General features: G+C 59.5%; 16 protein-coding genes. 10 read left to right on the forward strand and 6 right to left on the reverse strand.

Annotation, left to right across the window (positions count from 1 at the left end; all coding sequences use genetic code 11):
- Nucleotides 1-42 precede the first annotated feature (42 nt).
- Nucleotides 43-2898, forward strand: coding sequence for a hypothetical protein (locus tag P8K07_02420; GenBank protein MDG1957378.1), 2856 nt, complete (start codon nucleotides 43-45; stop codon nucleotides 2896-2898).
- Nucleotides 2899-2925: 27 nt separating this feature from the next.
- On the opposite strand, the gene P8K07_02425 is transcribed toward P8K07_02420, so the two are convergent.
- Nucleotides 2926-3984 carry a hypothetical protein gene (locus P8K07_02425; protein MDG1957379.1) on the reverse strand — a complete coding sequence of 353 codons (1059 nt, stop codon included), beginning with the start codon at nucleotides 3982-3984 and terminating at the stop codon, nucleotides 2926-2928.
- Between the two features lie 126 nt (nucleotides 3985-4110).
- Here P8K07_02425 and P8K07_02430 point away from each other — a divergent pair, with 126 nt between their 5' ends.
- Nucleotides 4111-5751 carry an FkbM family methyltransferase gene (locus P8K07_02430; protein ID MDG1957380.1) on the forward strand — a complete coding sequence of 547 codons (1641 nt, stop codon included), beginning with the start codon at nucleotides 4111-4113 and terminating at the stop codon, nucleotides 5749-5751.
- A gap of 4 nt (nucleotides 5752-5755) precedes the next feature.
- Here the strand turns inward: P8K07_02430 and P8K07_02435 are convergent, their stop codons facing one another.
- From P8K07_02435 to P8K07_02445, 3 genes are read right to left on the reverse strand one after another with little or no spacing between them, the layout of a single operon-like run.
- Nucleotides 5756-7069 carry an APC family permease gene (locus tag P8K07_02435; protein MDG1957381.1) on the reverse strand — a complete coding sequence of 438 codons (1314 nt, stop codon included), beginning with the start codon at nucleotides 7067-7069 and terminating at the stop codon, nucleotides 5756-5758.
- The gene (locus P8K07_02440) at nucleotides 7066-8019 is read right to left on the reverse strand and encodes a class I SAM-dependent methyltransferase (protein MDG1957382.1); all 954 of its coding nucleotides are present in this window, start codon (nucleotides 8017-8019) and stop codon (nucleotides 7066-7068) included. The genes P8K07_02435 and P8K07_02440 overlap by 4 nt, the downstream gene beginning before the upstream one ends.
- Before the next feature lie 35 nt (nucleotides 8020-8054).
- A complete protein-coding gene (locus tag P8K07_02445; GenBank protein ID MDG1957383.1) occupies nucleotides 8055-9299 on the reverse strand; it encodes an acyltransferase in 1245 nt (414 codons plus the stop codon).
- On the opposite strand from P8K07_02445, the gene eat reads away from it, so the two are divergent.
- The 3 genes from eat to P8K07_02460 all read left to right on the forward strand — a co-directional run bounded on the left by eat (nucleotide 9293) and on the right by P8K07_02460 (nucleotide 14261).
- Complete coding sequence (gene eat / locus P8K07_02450; GenBank protein ID MDG1957384.1) at nucleotides 9293-10639, forward strand: ethanolamine permease; 1347 nt, start codon at nucleotides 9293-9295, stop codon at nucleotides 10637-10639. The genes P8K07_02445 and eat overlap by 7 nt on opposite strands.
- Before the next feature lie 111 nt (nucleotides 10640-10750).
- Complete coding sequence (locus P8K07_02455) at nucleotides 10751-13189, forward strand: TonB-dependent receptor (protein ID MDG1957385.1); 2439 nt, start codon at nucleotides 10751-10753, stop codon at nucleotides 13187-13189.
- A gap of 163 nt (nucleotides 13190-13352) precedes the next feature.
- Complete coding sequence (locus tag P8K07_02460) at nucleotides 13353-14261, forward strand: alpha/beta hydrolase (protein MDG1957386.1); 909 nt, start codon at nucleotides 13353-13355, stop codon at nucleotides 14259-14261.
- Between the two features lie 30 nt (nucleotides 14262-14291).
- On the opposite strand, the gene P8K07_02465 is transcribed toward P8K07_02460, so the two are convergent.
- Entirely contained in the window at nucleotides 14292-15827 is a 1536-nt protein-coding gene (locus tag P8K07_02465) for an HTTM domain-containing protein (GenBank protein ID MDG1957387.1), read from the reverse strand.
- Nucleotides 15828-16025: 198 nt separating this feature from the next.
- On the opposite strand from P8K07_02465, the gene P8K07_02470 reads away from it, so the two are divergent.
- From P8K07_02470 to P8K07_02490, 5 genes are all read left to right on the forward strand, one after another.
- Entirely contained in the window at nucleotides 16026-19391 is a 3366-nt protein-coding gene (locus tag P8K07_02470; protein ID MDG1957388.1) for a DUF4215 domain-containing protein, read from the forward strand.
- 102 nt (nucleotides 19392-19493) lie between these two features.
- Entirely contained in the window at nucleotides 19494-20771 is a 1278-nt protein-coding gene (locus tag P8K07_02475) for a hypothetical protein (protein MDG1957389.1), read from the forward strand.
- A gap of 38 nt (nucleotides 20772-20809) precedes the next feature.
- Nucleotides 20810-22057: a hypothetical protein gene (locus P8K07_02480; GenBank protein MDG1957390.1), complete on the forward strand. Its 1248-nt coding sequence runs from the start codon at nucleotides 20810-20812 to the stop codon at nucleotides 22055-22057.
- Nucleotides 22058-22115: 58 nt separating this feature from the next.
- A complete protein-coding gene (locus tag P8K07_02485) occupies nucleotides 22116-23186 on the forward strand; it encodes a hypothetical protein (protein MDG1957391.1) in 1071 nt (356 codons plus the stop codon).
- Between the two features lie 203 nt (nucleotides 23187-23389).
- Entirely contained in the window at nucleotides 23390-24436 is a 1047-nt protein-coding gene (locus tag P8K07_02490) for a hypothetical protein (GenBank protein MDG1957392.1), read from the forward strand.
- A gap of 241 nt (nucleotides 24437-24677) precedes the next feature.
- On the opposite strand, the gene P8K07_02495 is transcribed toward P8K07_02490, so the two are convergent.
- A partial coding sequence (locus tag P8K07_02495; GenBank protein MDG1957393.1) for a hypothetical protein occupies nucleotides 24678-25470 on the reverse strand: 793 nt, incomplete at its 5' end.

Consider the following 25470-nt stretch of genomic DNA (forward strand, 5'->3'; position numbering starts at 1 on the left):
ATGATCCCGGGCGATCGGTGATTTCTCGTCCTTTCGCGGAGCTTGGAAATCGACTATGATCTCCTCATGCTCTCGAGCTTTCGATTCCTGCTCGCCCTCTGCATGGCGGCTGCTGTTTGCGGAACGGCAAATCACGCTGCGGCGGGGGCTTCCCCTTACCGGGTGTTTGAGAGTCCACAGTCCCGTCCGCTTGCGATCAGCCCGGACGGCACCAGTCTCTACGCCTTGAACAGTCCTGCCGGACGCCTCGAGGTTTTCAGTTTGGGGGCGGGCTCTCCCATTCTTCGAGCCAGCGTCTCGGTCGGGATCGACCCCGTCGCGGTAGCCTTGCACGGTTCCGCTGAAGCTTGGGTTGTGAACCAGGTTTCGGACAATGTCAGTATCGTCGACTTGACCGTCGACCCTCCGGCGGTGAAACAGACGATTGCCCTCTGTGACGAACCCTCCGATATCGTTTTTGCCGGGCCGGGCCGCGGTCGCGCATTTATTTCGATGGCTCGTCGCGGGCAGAATTGTCCAGTGCCGCAGAAGCCAGATACGCCCTCGACGCCTCGCGCGCTGGTGATGGTATTCGACGCCGAGAACCCGGGTACGGGCCTGGCTGGCAATCCGATGACGACTCTCGAACTTTTCGGCGACGCGCCCCGCGCTCTCGCGGTGTCTGCGGACGGGAGTACCGTCTACGCTGCCGTGTTCCGGTCCGGCAATCAGACCACCTCGGTCCACGAGTTGACGGTATGCGATGGCGGCGCTGATGCGGCCCCCTGCGAGGTTGACGGACGGATGTTGCCCGGTGGGCTCCCCGCGCCGAACGCCAACCACGCTGGCGTACCTGCTCCGGAGGTGGGCCTGATCGTGAAATACGACCCTCAGGATCAGGCCTGGGAAGATGAACTGGGCCGCAACTGGAATGCAGCCGTCCGCTTCAATTTGCCCGATCTGGACGTCTTCCGCATCGATGCGAACGGAACCGTCCCATCAGAGACCGGCTCGTATGCAGGCGTCGGCACCGTATTGTTCAATATGGCGGTCAACCCCGTGAGCGGGGATGTCTATGTCAGCAATACCGAGGCGAATAATCAGGTTCGTTTTGAGGGCCCCGGGAGCAATCATTCAACCGTTCGTGGCAACCTCCATCAATCGAGGGTCTCGGTCCTCCGAGATGGCGTTGTCTATCCCCGCCACCTGAACAAGCATATTGATTATTCAGCCGCGTCGGTTGCTCCGGGCGTCAAAGATAAAAGCCTCGCGATTCCTATGGGGATGGCCGTTTCGCCGGATGGACAGACGCTCTATCTGGCGGCCTTCGGTTCCTCGCGGATTGCTGCGCTCGACACCGCGGCCCTGACGGCCGACACTTTCGTTCCTGACGCGGGAACGCATATCGAAGTGGGGGGAGGGCCGACCGGAATGATTCTGGATCCGGCCCGGAACCAGATGTACGTTCTCACCCGATTCGATAATTCTCTGGTGACGGTGGACCTGGCGTCGGGGGAGGTTTCGTCTCGGGTCTCGATGTGGAACCCGGAGCCTGCCAGCGTGGTCCGCGGTCGCCCCGTTCTTTATGACGCTCGATTGACAACAAGTAACGGCGAATCGCCTTGTGCCTCGTGCCACGTTTCCGGAAATTTCGATGGTTTGGCTTGGGACCTCGGGAACCCGGATGCCGATGTGATTCCGAATCCGAATCCATTGCGCTCGCTTCCGGGAGCGGAGGCGCCTGATTTTCATCCGATGAAGGGGCCGATGCTGACCCAGAGCCTTCGTGGCATGGCTCACGCAGGACCGATGCATTTTCGCGGGGATCGATCCGGTGCGATGTTGTCGGACCCGACCGGGCCACTCGATGAGCGTGGAGCATTTCTCACCTTCCAGCCAGCGTTCGAAGGGCTCCTCGGACGGCAGGAAGGTGCCTTGTCCGACGATCAGATCAACGCCTTCGCAGATTTTGTCCTGCAGGTGACCTACCCGCCGAACCCGAACCGCCCTCTCGATAATCAATTAGTAGGAGAGGCGGCCGTCGGAAGCGATTTGTTCCGCTCGCTCGTTCAGTTCGGTGAGATTCCTGAACACGGCAGCTGCGTAGGCTGCCATGTGGTCGATCCTGCTCGTGGCTTCTTCGGTCAAGACAAGATCACGACGCAGGGAGTCCTGGAACCTTTCAAAACCCCCCACATGCGAAACCTCTACGAACGCATCGGTATGTACGGGATGACCGAAGCCCCTCTGAGCGGGGAGACTCTGCTTTTCATTGAGGGCGATACCAGCCATCAAGGCGATCAGATACGCGGTTTCGGGTATGACCACGCGGGTGCGGTCGATTCCCTTTGGCGTTTCACGCACTACATTCTCTTCACGTATCCGCAGGCCAAGACGGACGCGCAGAGGTTGACGAGTCGAAAGAGCCTGGCTGCCTATATGCTCGCATTCGAAACCAATATGGCTCCGATCGTGGGCCAACAGGTAACGATCGATGCAGCTGCCCAAGCTGATCAACTGGCACGGCTTGACTTGATGATTCAGCGCTCGCGAGCGCTCTACCCGAATCCCGAGAATGCCGCGGCCCGAGAGTGTGACCTCGTTGCGACTGCCCGGGTGGGCGCCGGTTCACAGGCTTGGATCTTCGCATCTGATGACAAGTTCACCCCAACAGATGCCGCTGCCGGCGCACCCCTGACAAAAGCCGCGATTCTGAATCTGGCGAAGGCGACCGGGCAGGCCGTCACTTTCACCTGTCTTCCGTCGGGGATGGCGGGCGCTTATCTGGGTGGCCCGCGCCGAGACGGAGCCCCCAAAGCGGCCCCCCCCATGCCGGTGGTCGAGAAGGCAAGCAAAGACGATTCCCCTTCCTATGAGCGACAAGCTTGTGCCGCTCCGGGAAGCGGACAGTTCTGCTGAGGCTGCTTCTCCCGGATCCGCAGAGGGCTAGCGCAGGAACGGAAAGCGTTCGGCCATGTAGTTGCGCTGGAAAGGTTCACTGAGCTTCCACACGCCCGCGTCGAGTACGAAATGGGCCATCACGATCCCGAGTCCGACGGCCAGCGGCACCGTCAGAATCAGAGCCCCGATCAGGATCCCGCAGGCGACCATGGTGATGGCGGGTCTCCACTTTTGCAGCCGTGTGCCCGGCTGGGGAGCCTCCGAATGTCCGAGGCTCGTAGCCGCGCGCGAACGAGGCCGCGAGACCATTCCCATGAAAACGAAATATTGCAGTCCATGAGCTGTCGCGAAGCTGAAAAATGCGGGAAAGATGTCGTCGAAGAAATAGAGCGGGAAGAAAAACGCGAGGGTGAGGGCCATGGCCAGGTGTCGCCGCCATGAATGTTGCGGGCGTTCTCGAATCAGGCTTGCGAACCATACCAGCCAACCAGCGGCCATCAGGCCAAGTGACACAGTAGGCAGAAATCCGACAACCGTCTGTAAGTGCCGGGCGGCTGGGTAGGAGAAGCCGAGAACCCCGACGATCCCGGCCAGCGCCGTCAAGGACAGGGCGCGGGATTCTGTGGGTGACAGGGGTGCGCTTTCCGCCTTGCCCAGAAAGCTCAAGATTCCTCGGCTTTGCCGCGAATAGTGGTGAACCTGCCAAGCCGAATAAAAAGATATCAATAGAAAGGCGAGAGAGAGTTGCAGTTCGCCCTCCGGGATTCGGCTGACGAGCAGCGATGCTGCCGGGTAAGCAACGATGATCCCCAGCACCCCTGCGAGAAATCGCTTCGGCCGTTGGCGCAGCATGAAGCTCCGCATGTCGCCATCGGTATAGAAATAGAAACTGGCGCCGACATGAGCCTGCGACGCGATGAAGAGGAGAATGATGGTGGCCATCGGCCGTCCTTGTGCTTCCGGGAACCAATCCCACGACAGGGGAATCCAGAGATAGGGCACCAGAGACACCGCCAACAGGAGCGGGAAGAACGAGCCGGAAGAAAGCAGGTCCTCAGTGGGAGGCTTGCGGGTCTCCGCGGCAGTCGAGAGCGGACGCGGCACGATGGTTTAAAACTAGTTCGGCCCTCGGGAAAAGTCCAGCATCGATGCGAGCGATCTCGGATCGGCGAGCCCGTGTCTGAAGGTTCGACCTAGACTTGCGGTTCGCACTGTAATACTCAACATGCGATGGATCGCCACATCGCTCTACGGACCATTTGTCGCACGGTTGCTCTCTTTTTGGGATTAAGTGCGGCTCCTTTGGCGCACGGTGATCCCTATCCCAGTGTAGATCTACGAGTCCCGGGACTTCCACCGACGCAGCTCTATACGAACCCCGATGATTCCACGATCCGGGCGGTCCTTGAGCAGGACCATGTGTGGGAAGACCTGGAGACACGATGGATCCTCCACACGATTCGACGTGGGGATATCTTTGTCGATGTTGGAGCGAATATTGGCTACTACACTGTGGTTGCTGCGAAAATCGTGGGCGAAGAAGGCCATGTTTATGCGTTCGAGCCGGATCCGACGAGCTTTGCGATCCTCAAGGCGAACGTGGAGCGCAACGGTTTGACCAATGTGACCCTCGAGCAGAAGGCGCTTTCCAATGAACCGGGAAGCCTGCGCCTGTTTCTCGCTCACGAGAACAAGGGCGACCACCGAATTTTCGACGAGGAGGGCGCGGCGAGGCCCTTCCTCGACGTCGAGGCTCTCCGTCTCGACGACTATGCGCCGATCCAGGGTAAAAAAGTCGACTTCATCAAAGTGGATACGCAGGGGGCAGAAGGCATCATTCTGGAGGGGATGACCCAGACCATTGCCGCGAATCCCAAGATGGTGATGGTGATGGAGTACACACCTTCTTCCTTGCGCGCGGTGGGTACCGATCCCGCCGATTTCCTGTCCAACCTGCAGGAAATGGATTTTCGGTTTTTCAATCTGGGAATGGGGTTCGGTGCGGTCGTTCCGCAAGCTTTGCGTTCGGATGCCCTGCATACGTCGGGCGATCAATTTGCAAATCTCTACATGCTGCCGGGGCTATCACGCTTGCAGGCAATGGATGCGCGCGTCTTCCTCGCGGCAGAAGCTCTCGGCAAAGCGGCGGCCGAGGCTGATTCGGCCTCATGGGAGGCGTCTCAGTTGGCGGCCTTGCAGGCGAACCCATGGCAGGCTCCGGAGATTTCAGGCCAGGCGATTGGCGGTAATGTCGAGATCCCGAGCAATCATGGCTGTCTGGAGCTTTCTGAAGCAGGCCCTTATATGATTACGCTGGCGAACGTGGCCGCTGAGGTTAGAGGTCTTCGCCTCCGGAGTCGCTCCGTCGGTGCGGCGTCTGGTGTGGTGGCGATCAATGCGATCGCTGCCTTCCCGGCCGAGGGCTCAAAGGGGGAAGATTTATCGAAGACGCCGCTCTTTCGGCCCCGGGAGCCTGCGATCGCATTGTTTCCGGGTTCGGCCGAGTTGCGGTTGCGGTCTGGCTCGCCAGATATCGTTCAGATGTCCTTGCCCCCCGAGGCTATCGCCAAGGGTGGCTATACACTTGAAATTCTTGTGGACTGGCCCGAGAACGTGCCAGGGCGTTTTTGTGCGCTGATCTCGAGGATGCCGAGGCCCTTGAACTTTGATGCTGAGGTGGCTCTGCGCACAGCGGCGGAGGAACGGGGCGCGCGCTTGTCCGAGGTTGCCCTGATCGATTTCAGGGATCGCTCACCGCAATTTTCTTCTCTGAGACAACGCTTGGAGGAGGCAAAACAGGAACGCCGTAATTTTCAGACGCTCAGTCCGGGTTCGATCCAGAGTTGGATCCGCGAGCCTGACGAGCGTTGATTCGTTATCTCGGCTCTACCGTCGGGCGTCTTCGTCTCCACGAAAAAAGCAGAGCCGCGGCGAGAATCACTCCGCCAACGGACAGGACGTCCCCGCCGAAAGTGCTCCATCCCAGCCAGATACACCAGCTCATGGCGAAGATATAGGCTCCTGCGGCAAGGCGGTCGAGTCGCGAGGCGTTGGGGAGATCGGCGCGGCGATGAATCGCGAATACACAGAGACACGTGGCCGCACTCGAGAGCATCAGCAGAGCTCCGACGACGCCTACCGCACTGAGGACGTCCGAGCGGAGGAGGAAAATCAGGGCGATTGCGGTTTGCAAGGCTGTTGCGGCCCAGGGCGGCTTTTCGCTCGTGCCGGCGAAGAACTCCGGCAGAACCCCGTCTCGGCCCATTTCGGCATAAACGCGAGGGCCCACAAACGTCATGGCGCTTATAGCGGCAAGAAAGGCCAGAATAACGAGGACCGACGCGAATACCGCCCCCTGTGTTCCCAGAAGTCGCTCCATGATGGCATGACCGAGGGTGATGCGGGTCGTTTCGTAGTCGTAGACAACTCGGCCCATTTCCGCTGTCATATTGGCTACGAAGATCCAGTTCACCAGGAGGTAGAGCAAGCCAACCAGCGCGCAGCCGAGAAACATGGCGCGAGGTACGTCTCGAAGGGGATCACGAAATTCAGCGGCTGCGTAGATTGCGGCATTCCAGCCGGCGAAAGCAAATACGATCCAGTATTGATTGGCGAAAAACGCTTCGACCGGAAAGCTGTTTCGAGTTTCGGCCGGTGTCCAGGTGGGCCATGCGGAGGAGCCGTATGCGAAGCCCACGGCGACAAAAGCCAATAGCGCCAGCAGCTTCCCTATGACCAACAGATTCTGAATCCGATCGGAGGTCCGAAATCCCCAAGTGTGTACCAGCGCCAAGGTGACGACGACGACCGCGCCGATGAATCGCGGTGGCATCGGTGCCCCAAGGATCGAGGCATAGGAACCAATGGCGATGGCATCGACGGCGATCGGGGCGGCAAACCCGAGAACGAGGGAGGAGGCACCTGCCAGAAATCCCGCGAACGGGTGAAGGTAGTCCGTCAGATAGCGGTACTCGCCACCGGATTTCTGACTGACGGCAGCGACGAATCCGTACGCCCTGGTTCCGCACAGCGCGACGACCAGCCCGAACACCCAGGAAAGAAGAATCTCACCGGGGCCCATGCTTTCTGCCATGAATCCCGCGCTCAGAAGCACGCCTGCACCGATCATGTTCGCCAGCACGAGCCCGACACCCATGCCGACGCCAATATGGCCGGTCGAAGTCTTCATGATTTACCTTGCGCTGAGGAAGCGGCCTGAGCCACCACTTGTTGGTTGGAAGTCCATGAGACCCGCTGGTGAATGAGTTCGATCACGGTGGCGGGTGCCAGCAAGAGGGGATTGAAGGGACTGATCCATTCCGCGAGTTTCGTAGCGCCGCGGTCCTTGAGCCAGTTTTGTACGGAAATGATCCAGAATTGCGGGCAGACGAGGGGTTTTTGCGAGATCGTCCGCAAGCCGGATTCTTCCACGATGCGGCCGAGGGAAACAGTATCAAAAAGATGGAAGTGCCTGGGGAGGTGGTACCCCCCCCAGTAGCGCTTCCGGAACAGACGCGCGTCGAGAGAATCGATATTCGGTGTTTCGATGAAAAGATGGCCGCCGGGCGCGAGTGCCCTGGCGATTTTCCGCAGCACCGCTTTCGGGTCGCGGACGTGCTCGATCAGCTGGTTCATGATCACGAGATCGAAGGCGGCCTCGGGAAGTTCGACTTCTTCGATCGGCCCAACGTGCACGCGATAGCCAAGTGATTGTGTTGCCGCGACGCCATGTTCGGAAAATTCGACACCCTCGAGATCCAGCGGTGGCGAGTAGTTGTCATCGAGTTGGCGCAATACGTGTCCGTCCCCGCAGCCGATATCGAGGACGCGGGCCTGCGGTCGCAGGTAGGGGGTATAGGCAGCGACCTTGGCCCGCTCGGTGAGGGATTTGAAGCGCATGACTAACGGGCCGAGCTTGTCCTGGAAATTATAGCTGTAGTAATTTTCCGGATAGATCGTCGGGAGCGCCGTGGGTGCTGGCCGCGGATGCAGGAAGGTTCCGCCACAGGAGCAGCGCCAGAAGGAGAACTCCTCGCGCGTGGTCAGGTATTCGAAGTCGTACCCCTGCGCGAGGAGCGTTCCCTCCATCGATCCGCAGAGGGCGCACCCGCCGTGCTCTGTGGCTAGCTTTGGACCCATCTGCAGGCATTCATACCCGAGAGATCGCTACTTGCCTACTGCGGCGACTGGAATGATCCGGGGCTGAGCCGTTTGCTGCACCATCGACCGAATTGGATCGAGGGCCTCTCGATCAGGCGATATCCCAGCTCGCTTGCGAGCAGGCTCAGCGGCACGACCGTGATCAACACGGCGAGTAAATTTCTCCAAGGTGTTGCGGCACTGGTGATATGCGGTGCCATCAGAAGGAGAATCGGGAAGTGGACGAGGTAGAGCGAATAAGAGACTTGCCCGAGTTTGGTCAAGGGGCGCGTTTCAAAGATTCGTCGCACCGACGGGATGTAGAGTGCGGCCAGCAGGCAGAGGGCACAGCCCGTGGCGACACGTAGAATCTCGGGCGGCGTTTTGATCAAACTGGTCGGCGCAGCAAAGAGCGCGAGTCCGAGCAGGACCAGGCCAATCTGTAGAACGCCGGGAAGGATCTCGATCCATCTCGCAAGACGTTCGCGTTCGGCGAACAGGACGAGGCCGAACACGAAATCAAAAGACCATTGCAGGACGCGAAAGTCCGCAGCACCACTGTAGGCATAGCCAAGCAGCGGAAGCAGCAGGACCCAATGCAGTCTTTTCGTGATCAGCCACATCAAGGGCATCAGGAACGAGAAGACGATCTCGACATATAGCGACCAACCCACGGGCAGTTGGTTGTCGGCACTCCCTGGGATCAGCAGTTCTCGAAGGAGAACGAACGGCTCCAGGTGCACGGGAAGAAAGCTTCGGAGCCACCCGTTCAAGCCCGTGGCGGCCTGGGGCGACAGATAGAAGAAACTCAGGCCCCAGGCGAGAAGAAGGCCGAAGATATAGGGCGGTTGAATGCGGAGAATCCGACGAACCAGATAGGGGAGGGTCCCCGTTCCCAGCGAGGTCCGCGAAAGCGAAGCGGCCAGAACCCAGCCACTCAGCACAAAGAAAATCTGGACTGCCCCGGACGGGGCGATGATCAGTCGCAGGGGTGTTTGATAGAGCAGCCATTCCATCTCGGGCGTGCGTACGAGCCCACCACAGCAATGGGTGATCACGACGAGCATCGCCGCGGTGCCCCGGAGTCCGTCCAGGCATCTGAGATGGCCTGTCGGGGCAGTCCTGAGTGTCGCTTTGGATGTGGAATTGGGGTCGATGCGCGCACTGTCGCGCAGGTTTTGCGGGACGTCAATGGGGTGTTTCCCATGCGGTCTATTTGAGCGGACCCCAAAACCCTTCAGTTTGTCGCCGCGCGCAGATATACCTCTCTCCCATGGCAACCAACACGGAGCTGAAACGAGAGCTGGGTCCCGTGATGCTCTGGGGTCTGGGCGTCGGATACGTTATTTCGGGGATGTACTTTGGGTGGAACCTCGGCCTGCCGGAGGCCGGTCCCTATGGAATGTTGCTCGCCACGGTGATGGTCACAATTATGTACGTGACCTTCACCTTGAGTTACTCCGAGCTGGCCTGTGCGATCCCCAAGGCTGGTGGCGTATTTGTATATGCGGACCGGGCCTTGGGTCGAAACCTGGGATTTCTGGGAGGCGTGGCGCAGATTGTCGAGTTCGTATTCGCGCCGCCGGCGATCGCAGCGGCAATCGGCGCCTATCTGAATATCAAGTTCCCCGAGGTGGATGTCTGGATATTCGCTGTGGGTGCTTATGTTCTTTTCACGGGGCTGAATATCTGGGGCGTGAAGCTCTCGGCGATTTTCGAATTGATCGTGACGGTGCTGGCCGTGATCGAGCTTCTGATTTTCGCCGGAGTGACCGGCCCGCATTTCAGCTTTGAAGCCTTCAGCAGGAACCCTCTGCCCAACGGTTGGGGCGGGGCGTTTGCCGCGATCCCCTTCGCCATCTGGTTCTATCTTGCGATCGAAGGGCTGGCCAATGTGGCCGAAGAAACTCACAACCCGCAGCGCAATATCAGCATCGGCTTCGGCTCGGCGATGGGGACTCTGGTGATGTTGGCCTTCTTGACCTTCTTCTGCTCGGTAGGCGTGAACGGTTGGGAGACAGTGGTCTTCGAGCCGGGGTCCAGCGAGCTGTCGGACTCGCCTCTGCCCCTCGCGATGGGGCATCTGGTCGGGCGGGATTCCTTTCTCTTTGCCCTGCTGATCAACGTAGGATTATTGGGGCTTATCGCCTCATTCCACGGCATCATTCTGGTTGCGGGGCGTGCGACGTTCGAGTTCGGCCGGGTGGGGTATGCGCCCAAGTTTCTTGGCCGGACTCACCCCACGCGCAAGACGCCAGCGGCGGCTCTGGTGTTGAATATGTTGGTGGGCTTCGGCGCTCTGCTCAGTGGGCGCACGGGAGATATCATCACCATGGCGGTTTTCGGCGCCTTGACTCTCTATGTGGTCTCGATGCTGGCGCTCTTCGCCTTGCGTCGAAAAGAGCCCGAGTTGGAAAGGCCCTATCTTGCACCTTGGTATCCTCTGGTCCCGGGTGTGGCGCTGGCCCTCGCGTTGCTGAGCCTAGTGGCTCTGGCCTACCAAAACCAGAAGGTCGCCCTCTTGTACGGCGGGATTCTGGGTATGGCTTTCGCTTGGTTCGTTTTCATGGTTCCCGGCACGGATCGGCAGGCAGAGCCGATTTCCGGGAGTGGCTCGTAGCGTTCAGCCTTTCGGTTTGGCTTTCAGCACCATATCTGGCAGGCTTCGCGACAGCCGTCACACTTAGTGACAAAACCTTGGTGATTTGAGGACAGGGGAGCCATCCAGACCATGCGAGCTGTATCGAAAGCGATTCTGATTTTGTTTCTGACCATGGGGTTTTTCACGCCGGCATCCGCTCAGCCGGAATCACTGGACGCGCTCCTGAATGAGGAGGCTGCTGTGGGCGGTGTGGACACCGAGGTCGATGCCGCTCCAGCCCAGGCTGAGGCCATCGCCGTGGGAGAGGAAACGAATCTCTCCGAACCCAGAGCGAGGCAGATCGAAGAAATTGTGGTCAGCGCTCGCAAGCGCAACGAACTACTTGAGGAAACTCCGGTCTCCGTGACCGCGCTCGATGCCAACGCTCTTGCGGAGGCCGGGATTACGGATTTGCGCAATATCAGAGACCTTGTCCCCAATATGCAATTTGCGGCAAGCGCTGTCTCGACGCCGCTGTCTTCGAATATTCGTCTTCGCGGTATCGGAACCGCTGGTGTGGGAACCAGTTTTGATCCGGGCGTGGGGGTCTACGTCGACGGCATGTACATGACACGGAACCTTAGCTCGATCGTTGACCTGGTGGATGTCGCGCAGATCGAAGTTTTACGCGGCCCGCAGGGCACATTATTCGGCAAGAACACCGTCGGCGGTGCCTTGAATATCACTTCGGTGAAGCCGTCCCCGGAACTCGAGGGGTTCGCGAGTATACGGTTTGCGAACTTCGGGTCTATCGATACCCGAGCCTCGATCAACGTTCCCATAACCGATTGGCTGAGAACCAGAGCCACCTTTGTGAGCAAGAACTCCGATGGCTGGGTCAGCAATACCTATCTGAAAGAAAAACTCTTCAATACCAACAGCATCGGGTTCCTCGGTAGCGTCCAGATTCTGCCCACCGATGATATCACGATTGATCTGATGGGTAATTATGGCAACAGCCATCAACGAGGACAGGCTTCTCGCTGCATCATGCAACCAGGCGCCGAGCCAGCCTTTGGCCCGAGTTTGATCCCGGACCTGCCGGCGGCCTGTGCCGAGCTAACGCCACGCGTCAGCACAGCGGATGTGAACCAGATCTATTCCGGTGAAGACTACGGTGTTTGGGGCTCCGCGAATTGGGACGTCGGGCCGGTCGGGCTTCTGGAGGAATTGAGTTTCACCGTGAAAGGGTCCTGGCGTTCGGGCGGTTTTTCAACCAGACAAGATCTTGATGGCACCGACTTGCCCGTGATCGCCATACTCCTCGCCGAGAGTGATCAATATGTCGCGGCTCCGACCGAGGGGACAACCTACGTTGCCGAAGCCCAGTCGAATTTTTCGGCATGGGATGATCGCATCAATGGCGTGGTCGGGCTCTTCTGGTTCAACGAACGCTCGAAGCTGCCGACCAATATTGTGGCGGATGTCAACATCTTTACGCAGCAGACGCTGACGATCGCGAACGTGGACAATACGGATATTGCCGGATTCGGACAGGTCAGCATCGACCTGACGGAGTGGCTCGAGTTCACCGCCGGCCTGCGCTGGACGCAGGAGAACAAGGAATCGGACGTGTATCGAAATCAGAACCGCAGTGGCGCCATTCTGGTTGACGGAAGCACGCAAGCATCCGAGAAATTTAAAAAATGGACACCCATGGCGAGTATCAAAGCCACGATGCCCGAGGATCTTCTTGCGGGAACGGATGTCGATCACCTGATGGCCTATTTCACGTTCTCCGAGGGCTTTCGTGGTGGTGGATTTAATTCGACGGCCAATGGCCCGCTCGAGTTGACTGCGTTCAACCCGGAAACTCTGGATTCTTTCGAGGTCGGGGCGAAGGCCGGCTTCTTTGATCGGCGTCTCGAAGTCAATCTTTCAGCGTTTTTGTACAAATACGAGGACTTGCAGGTCCTGGCGGTCGAGGGTTCCTGCACGGATCCGGACGATCCGACAACCTGTCAGACGACTCAGGTCATCAAGAATGCGGCGAGTGCGACCGGCAGGGGTTTGGAGCTGGAACTCCGTGGCCGGCCCTTCGGACCGCTTTTCGTGACCGGATCGTTGGGCCTTCTGGATACGGTGTACGACAGCTTCACGGATGCGCCGCCGGCGCTCGCGGTGGGAGCCCCGGGTGAGACGGTCGATATCTCCGGAGAGAGCTTCAACAACGCCCCGAGAGCGCAAGCGCATATCTCGATCATGGCACCGCTGCCGTTGGACGTCTTCGAGCAGCAATGGCTCAACGGCTACATCACGCCAAGGGTGGACTGGTATTACCAAAGTGCGGTTCATTTTGACGCCGAGGCCGTAACCGAAGCCGTCCAACCGGGGTATAGCCTCCTGCATGCGCGACTCAGCTACGACTTCATGGACGATCGGGCGCAGATCGCCTTGTTCGGCAATAACCTGACGGACGTATCGTTCATGAACTACGCGCAGAATTTGGTCCCCTATTTTGGTTTCGTATCGGCGGTCTATGGACAGCCACGAACCTTTGGCGGCGAGATCAGCTATCGGTTCAACTAGCCCCTGAGCCGCCGATCGAATCTACGTCGGGCCATTGGTGCGGTGCGCATGACCGTTGCGGGGGCCGGGAGAAACCCTCGTGTGCGTCGCGTTGTCGAGGACGAGGGGAGGATTGCCAGCGAGCGTTTGGATCGGTCGCCAATAAAGGTAATTGTGTCGCTCCATGTCAGCGATCGGTAAAGTTTTCGGGAACATCAAGGTCATCACTTCGATGGTCTACAGCGCGATCCTCGGGCGGGCTTACCTCCGCAAATACAAGCCGGAGACAGTCTGTTATTGTCGCAGTGCCGGTGAGGATCGCCTTCTCGATATCTATCGGCCCGCCGGCGACTCGTCTCACGCGAGGCCAGTTCTCGTCTGGTTCCACGGTGGTGCCTGGAAGATGGGGAACCGGAAGGCCATCGAGCGTATCGCCGCCGAGCAGTTGGCTCGAGGCTATGTGCTTGTCAGTGTAAGTTATTCATTAAGCGACGTCGCTCAGTGGCCGGTGCAATGTCACGAAGCCAAGGCGGCAGTCCGTTATCTGCGCGCCAATGCAGACCAACTCGGATTGGATCCGCAACGGATGATTGCTGCCGGCATGTCGGCGGGGGCACATATGGCGTGCATGCTGGGCGTGTCTGCGCAGCATACGCACCTGAACGGACAACTTGGCGATCATCTTGAGCAATCGAATCAGGTCCAGGGCGTATTGGCATTATACCCACCGACAGATTTCCTCTCCGTTCCCGAAGATTTCGACGGGCTCCTGGACTATTACGCGCAAGACTCGCCAATCACCGAATTGTTGGGGGAGTCGATAGCAACGGCTCCCGAGAAATCGGACCTGGCCTCGCCGCTGAAACTCCTCAATGGTGACTGTCCACCGGTGTTTCTGTTACACGGCGACGCCGACCCGATTGTGCCAATAGAGCAAAGCGAGATCATGTACGATGCGCTGCTGGCATCGGGCGCTGACGCGCAATTCATGCGCCTGCCGGGTTATACCCATGGGGACTACCGCTTTAATCGCGACCAGCCCGCGAGTGCCATTTCTGCGTTCCTGAACAAGCTCGCCCAACCAGCGCCCTGAACCGGTTGCGGCGAACGGTCTTTCGGTGGCTCAGGGCGGCCCGGCGCATGCCCCCGAGTTCGGGGCCAGATCCTCTCCCTCGAGTGTGATCCAGCGGCGCGTGCGGCGGCCTTCTCCCTGCCCGGGGCTTGGTTCGACGAACGCAAAAGAGACCGCGACCACCGGGTCGTCGGGATGATCCCGGTTCCACTGCCGGGCGCGTGTCAGCGTCAGGCGGCAACGAAGGGGCTGGCGTCCCCGCGGTCGCATCGAGGTCGTCATGGTCCTCCAGCGCGTCCCGGGGTAGGCGACGGTCACCGGGGGCGTTCGCTCGGCCGTGAGGGCGCGCCATTCGACCAGATCGATGCGGCGACCGCTCGCGGTTGTTCCCTCCAGCTCCGGCCAGCCACCACTCGTCTTGCCGACCACCGCAAACATATCCCAGCGCTGGTGGAGTCGTGCGATGGATCCGATTTGACCAGGCAGGCCCAGGCGGCGGGATGTTGCCTCTGCGGAGTCGATGATCGGTGAGCGATTTCCCTGATCCGCCATATGCTGACGGGTCCATTCCGGGTGGTGTTCCCGGGCGTATTCCCAGAGGCCGAGACCTGCCAGATTCCAGGCGATCATGATCAGCAGCAGCGCGCCACAGATCCCTTCTCGCAGAAAGGACAGACCCCGCTGTTGCTTCCCGGGTTCCGGACCGGGCGACGGAGCATCCTTCGACAAGCGCATCGGGAGTCGCTGCTCGAGGGCGTCCCAACCGCGGGAGGGCACGAAGAGCACCAGCCCCGCAAGGGAAACCAGCGGGAACAAGCCGGTATGAAGCACCAATGCCGCGCCCAGATGAAAGGCGGCGAGAAGCAGCGCGCACGCCTCGCGGATACGCCCACCGGCCATCGGAAGCAGCAGCCCGATCCCGGCGGCAATTTCGAAAGCCGGGAAGAGCCGGCTCGCCATCGAGAGCAGTGCGGGCAGCTCCCTCAGGTTCGCCGCCAGAGGACGAGTGTAGGTGTCCATGGCAAGGCTGAGTTCAAGCCCGGTCCCCGAGAGCCAGGTGTCGTTCCATTTGTAGATTCCGGCGAAGATATAGGGCATGGCGGCCTGGATCATCAGGGCCGCTGTCGCCACCGAGCCCACGGTCTTTGTATGCGCCTGCTTCGGGCCGGGCAGGAACAGCGACCAGAGCAGAAAGAGCCGCAGCAGATGATCGGCACCATAGTTGAGTAGCGGCGCGGCATCCTGTTGCGCCGACAACAGAACCCAGGCCGCGAGCGTCGCCAGTCTCGGCAGCCATCCGGCGATCATCATTCCCGAGGCGATCAGAATTGCGAAGATCGCGGTGGTCTCGGCAGCGGAGGAATCTGCGAGCCCTGATGGCAGCGACAGCGGCCAAGGCGGCGCGAGCCATTGCCACGCGCGGTAGGGTGCGTCGACCAGACCCGATGCGCCATGGAATCGAAAGCCTTCGCTCCTCCGCAGGAGTACGTCTGTAGCGACCAAAACGCCAAGCGCCCGGCGAAAGAACTCGAGGCTCCTCGCGTCAAACGCGAAAATTTCGGCGATTTTCTCTGCGCTCCGTGGCATTTTCGTGGTTTCTCGATTTTGTCCCACTATGCGGGCCGAACAGCTTGTCGCAGGCGCGAGTGCAGTGATAAGTGCTAGGGCCGAATCCTGATCGTCTGCGCACCTAAGCGCTTTCCAACGCCTCCATAACCGATTCCTTCAACCTCATACTATAGCCCTGACGGCGGAGTAAATGGTCCGTCTCCAGGAGGGCCCATCTTGAAACCTGTACTTCTATCTCTTCTTGCTCTCGTCTTCCTGTCTGCCGCCCCGCAAGTGGCCGCGGGGAATGTTTGCGGTGATTTTGTCGTCGCCGGGGGCGAGGAGTGCGACTTCGGCTCCGATCAGCCGACCATTGCCGTTGGCGCCGATTTCAGCTGCGCCCTGGATGATGACGGGGTGGTGTCCTGTTCAGGGATTACCGCGTCCGGAGACCTGGGCGACCAGGAAACCGGCCTGACTACCATCGTTGGCCAGAAAAACGAGATTTGTGGCTTGACGGAAGAAGACAGCGAGATCCTTTGCTGGCGAGTCAGCCGCGAGGTGATTGATGTCCAGCCGCTCTGTGATCCCGATCCGGAAAATGACCTACCTCCGGCCGATGAGGAGGACTGCACCGAGAACCAACTGGAACTCTACTGCACCCGACCATTTGACGCCGATCCCCCCGGGATGAATGGCGTCTGGCGCGCTGTTGACGGGTCTGAGGCCTGCTTTCTTCGATCGGAGTGGGGTCTATCCACCCTCAACGACGAGAGCGGCGAGCCCGAGGTTCAGGCAAGCGGAGTTCCCCGAGGGGAATTCGTTTCGATCGTGACAAGTTCCACCCATAAGTGCGGGCTTCGACCCAATGGGCGCGCCGAATGTTGGGGGCCGTGGCTACCTCTTGACCGCAGTCACCCCGGATGCACCTTGGGGAATTTGTTCCCTTACTGTCCGGAGCTTACAGATGAGGTCGACCGTGTTGCGAGCAACGAAGGCCCCTTTGTGGGCCTCACTTCGGGTAGCAATTTCAACTGCGGGATTCTGTTGGAAGACCGATCCTTGTTCTGCTGGGGGGACAACGCGATCCTGTATAGCGAAGGGCCCTCGACGCAGGCGACTCTCCCCACCGGTGAGTTTGTCCAGGTGGTTGCTTCCGACAGAACGCTCTGCGCGTTGCGCGTCGATCGCTCGGTCGCATGCGTCGGCGACAATGCAAGTGATCTCGCGACGCCTCCGGGGGATGCCTTTCGTCAGTTGACTGCGGGCAAGAGCCATATGTGCGGCCTGAAGGTCGATGGGACGATCGCTTGCTGGGGCGCTGACACCAAGGGCCAACTCGATGCGCCTGCAGGCCAGTTCCTTCAGGTCGTCGCTGGCGACGACCATAGCTGTGCTACGGATGCCGCGGGCACCGTGGAGTGTTGGGGCGGCGGTGACGATGCGGCATGGGCCACCGGGCCCTCTGGCTCGTTCCTGGCAGCCGGGCTGCGCGACGGTGACGGCTGCTCCAGCGAATGCGAGGACGAAGCAGGTTGGGACTGCTCGGGGGATCTGTGCGAGACGACCTGTGGCGATGGGATCGCTACAGGCTTCGAGACCTGCGACGATTCTACGACCCCGGGGGGCCTTGCCGACGGAGATGGCTGTTCAGCCGAGTGTCTCGAGGAGCCCGGCTTTTTGTGCGATCGGTCTTCCTCGCCGACGAGCTGCGACGACGTTTGCGATGATGGTACGATCGATATCTCCGAGACCTGCGAGCCCGGAGAATTCTCGGGGCTTCAGGCCGAGTGCGAAGCTTTCACCGGAGACGGCGGTGGCTGCAGCTCGTTGATTGCCGACTTCGAACTCGAGCAGCATTGTGAAGCCGCCGGGACCGACGACCAGTGCCGGCTACGCGACGATGTCACGTGTACCTCGGCCGCCGAAGCCGAAGAACTCGATAGTCACCGCTCCTGCTCTCGTTGCGGTGACGGATGGGTCGGCGGCCTCGAGCAGTGTGACGATGGCAACAGTACGGCGGGCGACGGTTGTGTCGACTGTCTGATCGAGCGCCCGCCTCTTTCGAATGACACCTACGAGTGCCCGGCCGAGCCGGTCCGCTCCGAGTTGATTCCGGAAGATGCCACTGTCCCGGTCTGGTGGCCGCTTGGAGGCATCTGCACCAAAGTGCCCGATTGCGGCAATGGCCGCATTGATGATGGGGAGGAGTGCGACGACGACAACACCAACTCCGAGGATGGCTGCAGCGACGAGTGTGTAATCGAGGAAGACTATGCGTGTGCCGAGGGGGTCGATGCCTCGATGGAAGGAACGCCGTATTTCCTTGTCAGCTCGTGTGATATTTGCGGGAATGGACTCCTGAACGCGCTTGCGGGCGAAGAGTGCGATGACGGGAATCTGGACGACGACGATTGTTGCTCCTCCAACTGCAAGTTCGAGGCCGAAGGCTTGACTTGCGGTGACAGCGCGGACTCTATTTGCTCGAACCCGGATACTTGTGACGGCCAAGGGTCCTGCGATGCCAATGATGAGCCTCCGGGGACGTCCTGTGGTCAACCCGGCGGTGAATGCAAGACGGGTGATCTTTGTGATGGCAGTGGGACCTGTCAGTCGGGCGAATATTCATCGTCCGATACCGTGTGTCGAGAAGCAGACGGCGAATGTGATGTGGCAGAGACCTGCGACGGTGTGAGTGCTTCCTGCCCCTCGAACTCGTTCCAGTCTTCCGGGACGGAGTGCGGTGAGGCCGGGACCACATGTTCCGATCAGGATACCTGCGACGGTTCGGGCACGTGTGCCGCAAACCACAAGGCCGCGGGCGTTAGTTGTCCGGACGATGGTGAAATTTGCACCGAAGACCTCTGCGACGGAAGCGGGCAATGCGCCCACCCGCCAGGCAACGCGAACGTCGTCTGTCGATCGGTTACGGGGATCGATGCTTCCTGTGATCCCGACGAGGTCTGTGACGGGACTTCGGCCACCTGCCCGGCGGATGTTTACGAGGTCGCGGGAACTTCCTGTGACGATGGGAATCCGGCCACCGAGGACGATACCTGCCAGCTCGGGATCTGCGGCTGCGCGGAGGGCCCGGACCTCGATGGTGACCTGGTGCCGGATCTCTGTGACCTGGACGATGGCGACCTGGCGCTCTATAAGGCTGTCGTCAAATACAAGATAAAGAAAGTTGGATCGGTCAAGCTGAAGGGTGGGGTTTTTCAGGATCCGGTCGCCGGAGAGCCGGTCCCTGCCTTCGATCAGGGCGTGACAGTCCGCGTGGAGCAGGGTGGTTCCGAGGTGCGGACGATCACGTTCGGCCCCGAGGATTGTCGCGGGAACAACGTGCGCGTCTTCCGATGTTTCCAGTCGAATAGCAAGACGGACAAGCCGAAGCTGCAGGTTCGATCGAAGGTGCTCAGGGGCTTCCCGCCCAGAGTAAGCTGGGATTTCAAGCTTGTATTTGGAGACGTGACGGCAGATGGGCCTCTGGGTGGCGATCCCAGCGAGATCGGGGTTTCGCTCTCGCTGGGTGATGTCGACCTTCATGGCTCGATGTCGGGCTGCAGGGTCCTCCCTCAGAAAACAGTTTGCAAGGGTCCCTGAATGGGAACCAGGAAGAGCAGCATGGAATCAGGGATTCCTGTCGGAAAAAGATTCCCGACGATCCGCTCAACTCGGAAGTGAATGAGGATAAATATGAAAACCTTGAAAAGAACACTGTGGTTGATGGCGTTCTGCGCCGTGGCACTCTTCGGTGTCAACGAAGCTAAAGCTGTGTCCTCGGGCGCTGAGGCCCGCGTATTACTGGAGGAATCTGCGGCGCTAATCGAGCAACAGGGGTTCGTCGAGCAGGCCCAACGAGTGCGCGAGCAGGTTGCGATTCTTTCGGACGACGAACTACTCGAAGCCTATGAAAGTATCGACTTGGAGAGGCTTGTTCTGGCGCAGGCCGACGCCGCTGATGCTTCGGAACGGGCCGTCGCTTCCGTCAAGAAAGCTGAAGCAGACCGCCGTCGTGCTGCCAGTGCACGGTCCACATCGACCGGCGGTGATGCCGGCAAGACGCTCCAGAGTGGGTCCATAGAGGTCCTGAATTGGGATGATGTCCTTGGCACGGGTAACGGTTCTGTCCACCCGGGCCAGGCCAGGGGGGTGCGATCAGATACACCCTCGAATATCGTTCACTGGATCACGATCCGAGCTTTGAGGACCGCGCTACAGCTATCATTTTCAGGTTTGCAGATCGCTAGGGACGCGTTCGCTATTTGTGACGCTGCGGCCGGCCAAGCGGTGGTTGGAGGTGGTATTGGTGTGTGCGCGGGCGGGAATGCAGCCGCAGCCTGCATTCCTGTGGCGATTACCGTGACCGTGCTGCAGTCGTTGTTCACTATCGCCGACTCGGAATTGAACTACGAGATTGCGAGGCGGGGATCGACCGACTACCTCGATTATCGGATCGATTCGGCCGAGCTCGGCCTTATCCAAAGACGGGCCGCGTACCTGAACGAGCAGCTCCTTGCTCTCGACCAGAATCTTGTGGACTACGACGAGAGCATTCGAGCCCAGCTGCAGTTGCATGATGACGATATCAAGAATCAACTTCAGCTGCATGATGACGATATCAAGCACCAGCTTGACGTCCATGATCAGGATATCAAGGTGTGGCTCCTGCGGCTTCAGGCCAAGGCAAATCTGGCTCTGAAGACCCAGTTGCAGAACATGATGACCAACAACGGTGGCGCCCGTGCCTTGATGTCTTATACGGAGCGCCTTGAGGAGGTCTGCAGGCTTGCCGAAGAGTCGATCACAAATGCGACCAACGCTGGCTACAAGGTGCATTTTCGTGCCCAACAGGCCCTCGACAGAGGCATGGCTCTGAAGGACTCCGATCCGAAAAAGGCGCATGACGAATGTCGGGACGCCTTCCAGTATGCAGTGTCGCGCTCTCCCAATAGACTGCCAGGTTATGGAGGTCGACGGTGAGCTACGGCAACTTACAAGGGTCGGGAATGAGGATACCTATGAAACTTTCAAGATTGGCACTGTATGCGGTCGCGCTCTTCGGGATTGCCATCCTTGGTGCGAAGGATTCTGGCGCGGCGGAAACGGGCGACGAGGTTCGCGCGCTGCTTGAGCAATCTGCGTCTTTGGTTGAGGAGGCAGGTCTGCCGGGAGAGGCACGGAGGATGCGTGAGCAACTCGCGGTGGCCTCCAATGATGAGCTGTACGACGTCTACGCCGAGGTCGATCTGGAGGGCCTTCTGCAGGCACAGATAAACGCCATTGAGGCAACCGCTTCTGCTGATGCGATTCAAAAGCGTGCCAAGGCTGCTCCGCCAGTGAAACGAGCCGTTCAGTCCAGAAGGCCGCTCCAGGAGACGGATATCCACTCCATCGATTGGGATACAGAATTGGGTTTCATCGACGCATCCCATCCGGGCAGGGCGAAAGGCGAGAGGTCCGATGGCGCTTGGAGTATCGATAAATGGAACGAGATTCGGCAGCTGCAAATTGATGTCTCGACGGGGTGGCAATCGCTGAATGCAGCCAGGGATGCGTATACTGTTTGTATCGCTGCCGGAGATCAGCTTGTCGTCGGCGGAGGGATCGGCGTGTGCGCGGGTGGCAATACTTCGGCCATCTGCACTTTTGTCGCGGGCGCGATTACTGCGGTGCAAGTCGCCTTCACGGGTTTGGAGACGGCTCTCAACGTGATGAAGGCGATCCAAGAGACGACCGACTATCTGGACGGCTCAATCAATTCTGCTGAGATTGACAGCCTTGTGCAGCGCAGCGGCTATCTGAACGAGCAGCTGATCGCGTTCGACAATAACCTGACAATCCACGGCCAGAACGTCAGCAGCGAACTTGCGGCACACGATGCGAGGGTCAAGGCACAGCTCAACCAGCACGATCTCGATGTCAAGGCGCAGCTCTTGCAGCATGACTTGGATATCAAGGAAATGTTGACCGAACTCGAGAGACAGATGGACCTGGTTCTCAAGACCCAGATAGAGAATATGATAAGTGAAGGTGGCGGTGGCCGTTCAGGGGTTGCTTACCAGGAGCGACTGCAAGAGGTTTGCGATCTTGCGTATGAAGCGATCAGCGACGCGTCGGCCGCCGGTTATATCGTTTCACAGACCGCGATGGAGCGCTGGGTGGAAGGCAATTCCGTGATCGATACGGACCCGAAGCGCGCGCACGACTATTGTCGAAGTGCCTATCAGATGGCTTCAGCGCGATCTCGCAGGATGAGTGGCGGCTAGTTAACTTTCAGGGCTTCCCGAGGGTCGGCACAGTGGTACACTGTGCCGACTCCTGATCATGTCTTCTGCCCACCTCGAAATTTCTGCGCCAGGAAGGTCCTTTTCGGCGGCGACCATCGTATCCCCGCTATACGATGCGATATTCTTTGTTGCGGCCCCCTTTCTGAGTCTGGCGGTGGTGGAGTGGCTGAGTTCACTTCCAGTGCTGATGGAACGCCAGCAGATCGCCGGGCTTCGCTCGAGCCCGCTCGAGTTCGGCTTCATCGTCTGGTTTCTTGCCCATTCTTCCGCGGTGTTCCTGCGCACGCATGCGAACCCGGCGGTATTTCGTCAGTACCGCTTCCGCTTTGTCGCGGTTCCGGTTCTGGTGGTTGCGGGATTCTATTTCTCGGACTTCATTCTCATTGGGGGACTCGCGCTTGCCGGCTTCTGGGCGATCTTTCACCTCGGCATGCAGAATTTCGGTCTGGCCAGGATGTATGACGCGCGGGTCGGCAACGATCCCGATGCAGGCAGGTCCCTCGACTTGATTTTCGTTCAAGTCTTCACGCTCGGACCCTTTATTGCCGGGACCACGTTTCTTCCCACGCTGCGTTCGTTGTTGAATTTTCGTGATGTGGGCTGGGAGTTGCCGGTGCAGGCGGTGATGGCCGTAGGGCCGATGCATCACCAACTGACGCCCTGGACGTTGACCCTCGGTGGTGCGTTTCTGGCCTACTATCTGTTTTCCTACGCGCGGCTTGGTGGGGCGGGGTACCGCTTTTCAGGACCGAAGTTCGCGCTGCTCACGGCGACGGCTTCGGTTGCGGTCTATGCGTGCTGGACCATGCCTGCGTGGAAGGCGTTTCTTGTTTTGAACGCTTATCACGCGCTGCAATACTTCGCGATTCTATGGTTTTCGGAAAAGCGCAACCTTCGCACTCGACTGGGTGTTTCGGATTCCCTTCGGGGAAACCTGATGAGCTTTCTGGTGGCGGCCGGATTCGTTTTTCTCGCGGGCGCCCTTTACCGGATCTATGGCTACGATCCCTCGCAGTTGCGATTGGCCGGATCGATCGGTCTCGCCGTATCGCTTCTGCACTATTGGTACGACGGCTTCATCTGGTCGGCGCGCTCCACTCTCAAGTAGAGGACCTCGGCGGTCTTATCAGCGATCGGATACGAAGTCTGCTCTTGCTTCGATCCCGGCGAGGGCAAGATTATCAGACCCACCAGGCATGTTTGGGCCCTCGGCAAGCCCGCGATCTGCTCCCTCGCCATCCGGATTAATTTAGATTTGATTGCTTCCTCCGCAATGATAGTCATTCCTTTTTATTCATCTACGGGAGCATCATGGAAAAGAAGATCTTCGACCTGAGAGGTTCATCGGTCAAAAGCGTGATCCAACTTTTTAAGGGTGTGGCCACCGATGAGGGACGTGTGCCGTTTCACGACATCCATCGCAGCACGCTTGTGGCCATCGCGGAACATATTTTCGAGACTCCGGTCGATCCCGACGAACTCGATTCGGATTTCGGTACGGCCCAGGACGACATCGAGGACCACGAGCTCCGTCGTGAGATCACTCATATGGCGTCGGTGCTTCCCTACCTCGAGCCCGATTCGATTGAGCCCCGCGCTCGAGCGCTGCAGCGTCTGGCCTCCAATTGGGGCGTGACGGACGTCACGATCAAGGGCGCCATGGATTTCGCTCGGAACAAGAAAACCCTGATCTATCTCGACGCCTTCCGCACGAATATTCCGGAGATGGGGCGCGGGCTTCTGTCCTTGTATTGGGGCTTTTTCAAAAGCGGGATTCAACGCGACGGGGATGCCAAGCGCCTGGCGAAATACGAGGCCTATCGCTCGCTTCCGGTGGGGACGCTGGGGCACGCGTTTGCCGCGTACTATGACGATAATAAATTCCCGCTGCCTGGTACCGCGGGGGCGGCGTTCTCCAACAACCTCAGCCTCCACGATGTCCATCATATTCTGGCGGGCTACGATACCAGCCCGCTCGGCGAATTGTGCGTCTATGCGTTCGATGGTGCGCTCTCGCGCAGGGACTACAGCAGTGCGTTGGTGGGGTCCGTTGCTCAGTTTCAGCTCGGCTACGCGCGCTATCGAGACACGCCATCCTGGCGAAACCAATTCGATCCCGAGAGGATCTATCGTGCAGCGGAAAGAGGTCACGGATGCCATGTCAATTACGTCGATGACCCCATCGATTTCGACTCGTTCAGTGCCGAGCCTCTCGCGGCGGTTCGCGAACGTTTCGGAATTGATCCCGAGGGGGCTTTTGTGCGAACGGCGACCGACCCATGGTGCGGGTCGCTCGGACCGCCAGATGAACGCGAGAATTCCGACCTCCTGCGCGAGGGGATTCAGGACTTCGAGTGATTTTTGGCGATGTCGCCCGAAGCATCAGCCGAAGTCCGGGCCCTTGGTCAGTCGGAACGGAGGGTACGAGCGCACCTGGTCTCAGGTACGGATCCATCTCGACCTCCACCGTCCGCGTGCACGTACAAACGCCGCGCCCAGCCCGCTTGATGAGCAGGCCGCACGCGGCGTTTGGAGACAGCGATTTGTGTTCGTCGTCGTTTTTCAAACAGCCCGCAGGTGCGGGTCGGGCGAGGTGCGCCTAGTCACCACAGACGTCCCACCACCACGCGTCACAACACCCGTCGGGTCCATTTACTCCGCCCACCGAAGTCCGTGTCAACTCGCGCAGCTCTATGAGTGCATTGCTGGCGGCGCTCCAAGGACCGGCCGCGCATCCGGAGGTAGCCGCGGTGTGATTGATATAATTGTTGGTGTAGAATGGCAGCGCTGTCGGCAATTCCGCGGCCCAGGTGCTACACAACGCGCCAATCGTGCAATTGTAGGATGAGACTGCGGTACATGTGCCACTCTCCCACGAGCCGCCAGCTGTCTCGCAAACGCTCTGATCGTTCGAGGTGATATCGACGGTGCACGTGTCGGTGTTATAATTATAGGAGCCGCCGGCATCCGTACAGAGCGCCGCGTTGTCCGAGGTGATATCGACGGTGCACGTGTCGGTGCCTGCATCATAGGTGCCGCCGGCATCCGTACAGAGCGCCGCGTTGTCCGAGGTGATATCGGCGGCCGCTTCGGCCAGGCCCGCGGTGACGAGAGTCGCTTGCGCGCGGGCCGCCTTGCTCGCGGCATCCAGCCCACATCCGGGGAAATCATCGCCGGGGAACTTCGAATCGATCTTGTTATAAGCCTTGGTGCGGCGACTGTCACAGTCATTGATGGTCGTCGCCTGGCCAACCGTCTGTTGCCCAAAGCGGAGGTCCCTTGCGGAGACCCCTGCGACGCACATGGAGTATTTGCGGTCAGCCTTGACGACTTGCGCTTTGCAACGGTCTTCTTCGGTCGGCGCGGCATCAGCCGGGACCGCGGTGAACGAG

Source organism: Candidatus Binatia bacterium (genome assembly GCA_029248525.1).
GTDB lineage: Bacteria > Desulfobacterota > Binatia > UBA12015 > UBA12015 > UBA12015.

Excerpts from the sequence above, each read along its gene's own strand:
- P8K07_02430 (MDG1957380.1), top strand. The coding sequence starts at position 4,111 with ATGGATCGCCACATCGCTCTACGGACCATTTGTCGCACGGTTGCTCTC.
- P8K07_02435 (MDG1957381.1), bottom strand. The coding sequence starts at position 7,069 with ATGAAGACTTCGACCGGCCATATTGGCGTCGGCATGGGTGTCGGGCTC.
- P8K07_02440 (MDG1957382.1), bottom strand. The coding sequence starts at position 8,019 with ATGGGTCCAAAGCTAGCCACAGAGCACGGCGGGTGCGCCCTCTGCGGA.
- eat (MDG1957384.1), top strand. The coding sequence starts at position 9,293 with ATGGCAACCAACACGGAGCTGAAACGAGAGCTGGGTCCCGTGATGCTC.
- P8K07_02455 (MDG1957385.1), top strand. The coding sequence starts at position 10,751 with ATGCGAGCTGTATCGAAAGCGATTCTGATTTTGTTTCTGACCATGGGG.
- P8K07_02460 (MDG1957386.1), top strand. The coding sequence starts at position 13,353 with ATGTCAGCGATCGGTAAAGTTTTCGGGAACATCAAGGTCATCACTTCG.
- P8K07_02465 (MDG1957387.1), bottom strand. The coding sequence starts at position 15,827 with ATGCCACGGAGCGCAGAGAAAATCGCCGAAATTTTCGCGTTTGACGCG.
- P8K07_02480 (MDG1957390.1), top strand. The coding sequence starts at position 20,810 with ATGAAACTTTCAAGATTGGCACTGTATGCGGTCGCGCTCTTCGGGATT.
- P8K07_02485 (MDG1957391.1), top strand. The coding sequence starts at position 22,116 with ATGTCTTCTGCCCACCTCGAAATTTCTGCGCCAGGAAGGTCCTTTTCG.
- P8K07_02490 (MDG1957392.1), top strand. The coding sequence starts at position 23,390 with ATGGAAAAGAAGATCTTCGACCTGAGAGGTTCATCGGTCAAAAGCGTG.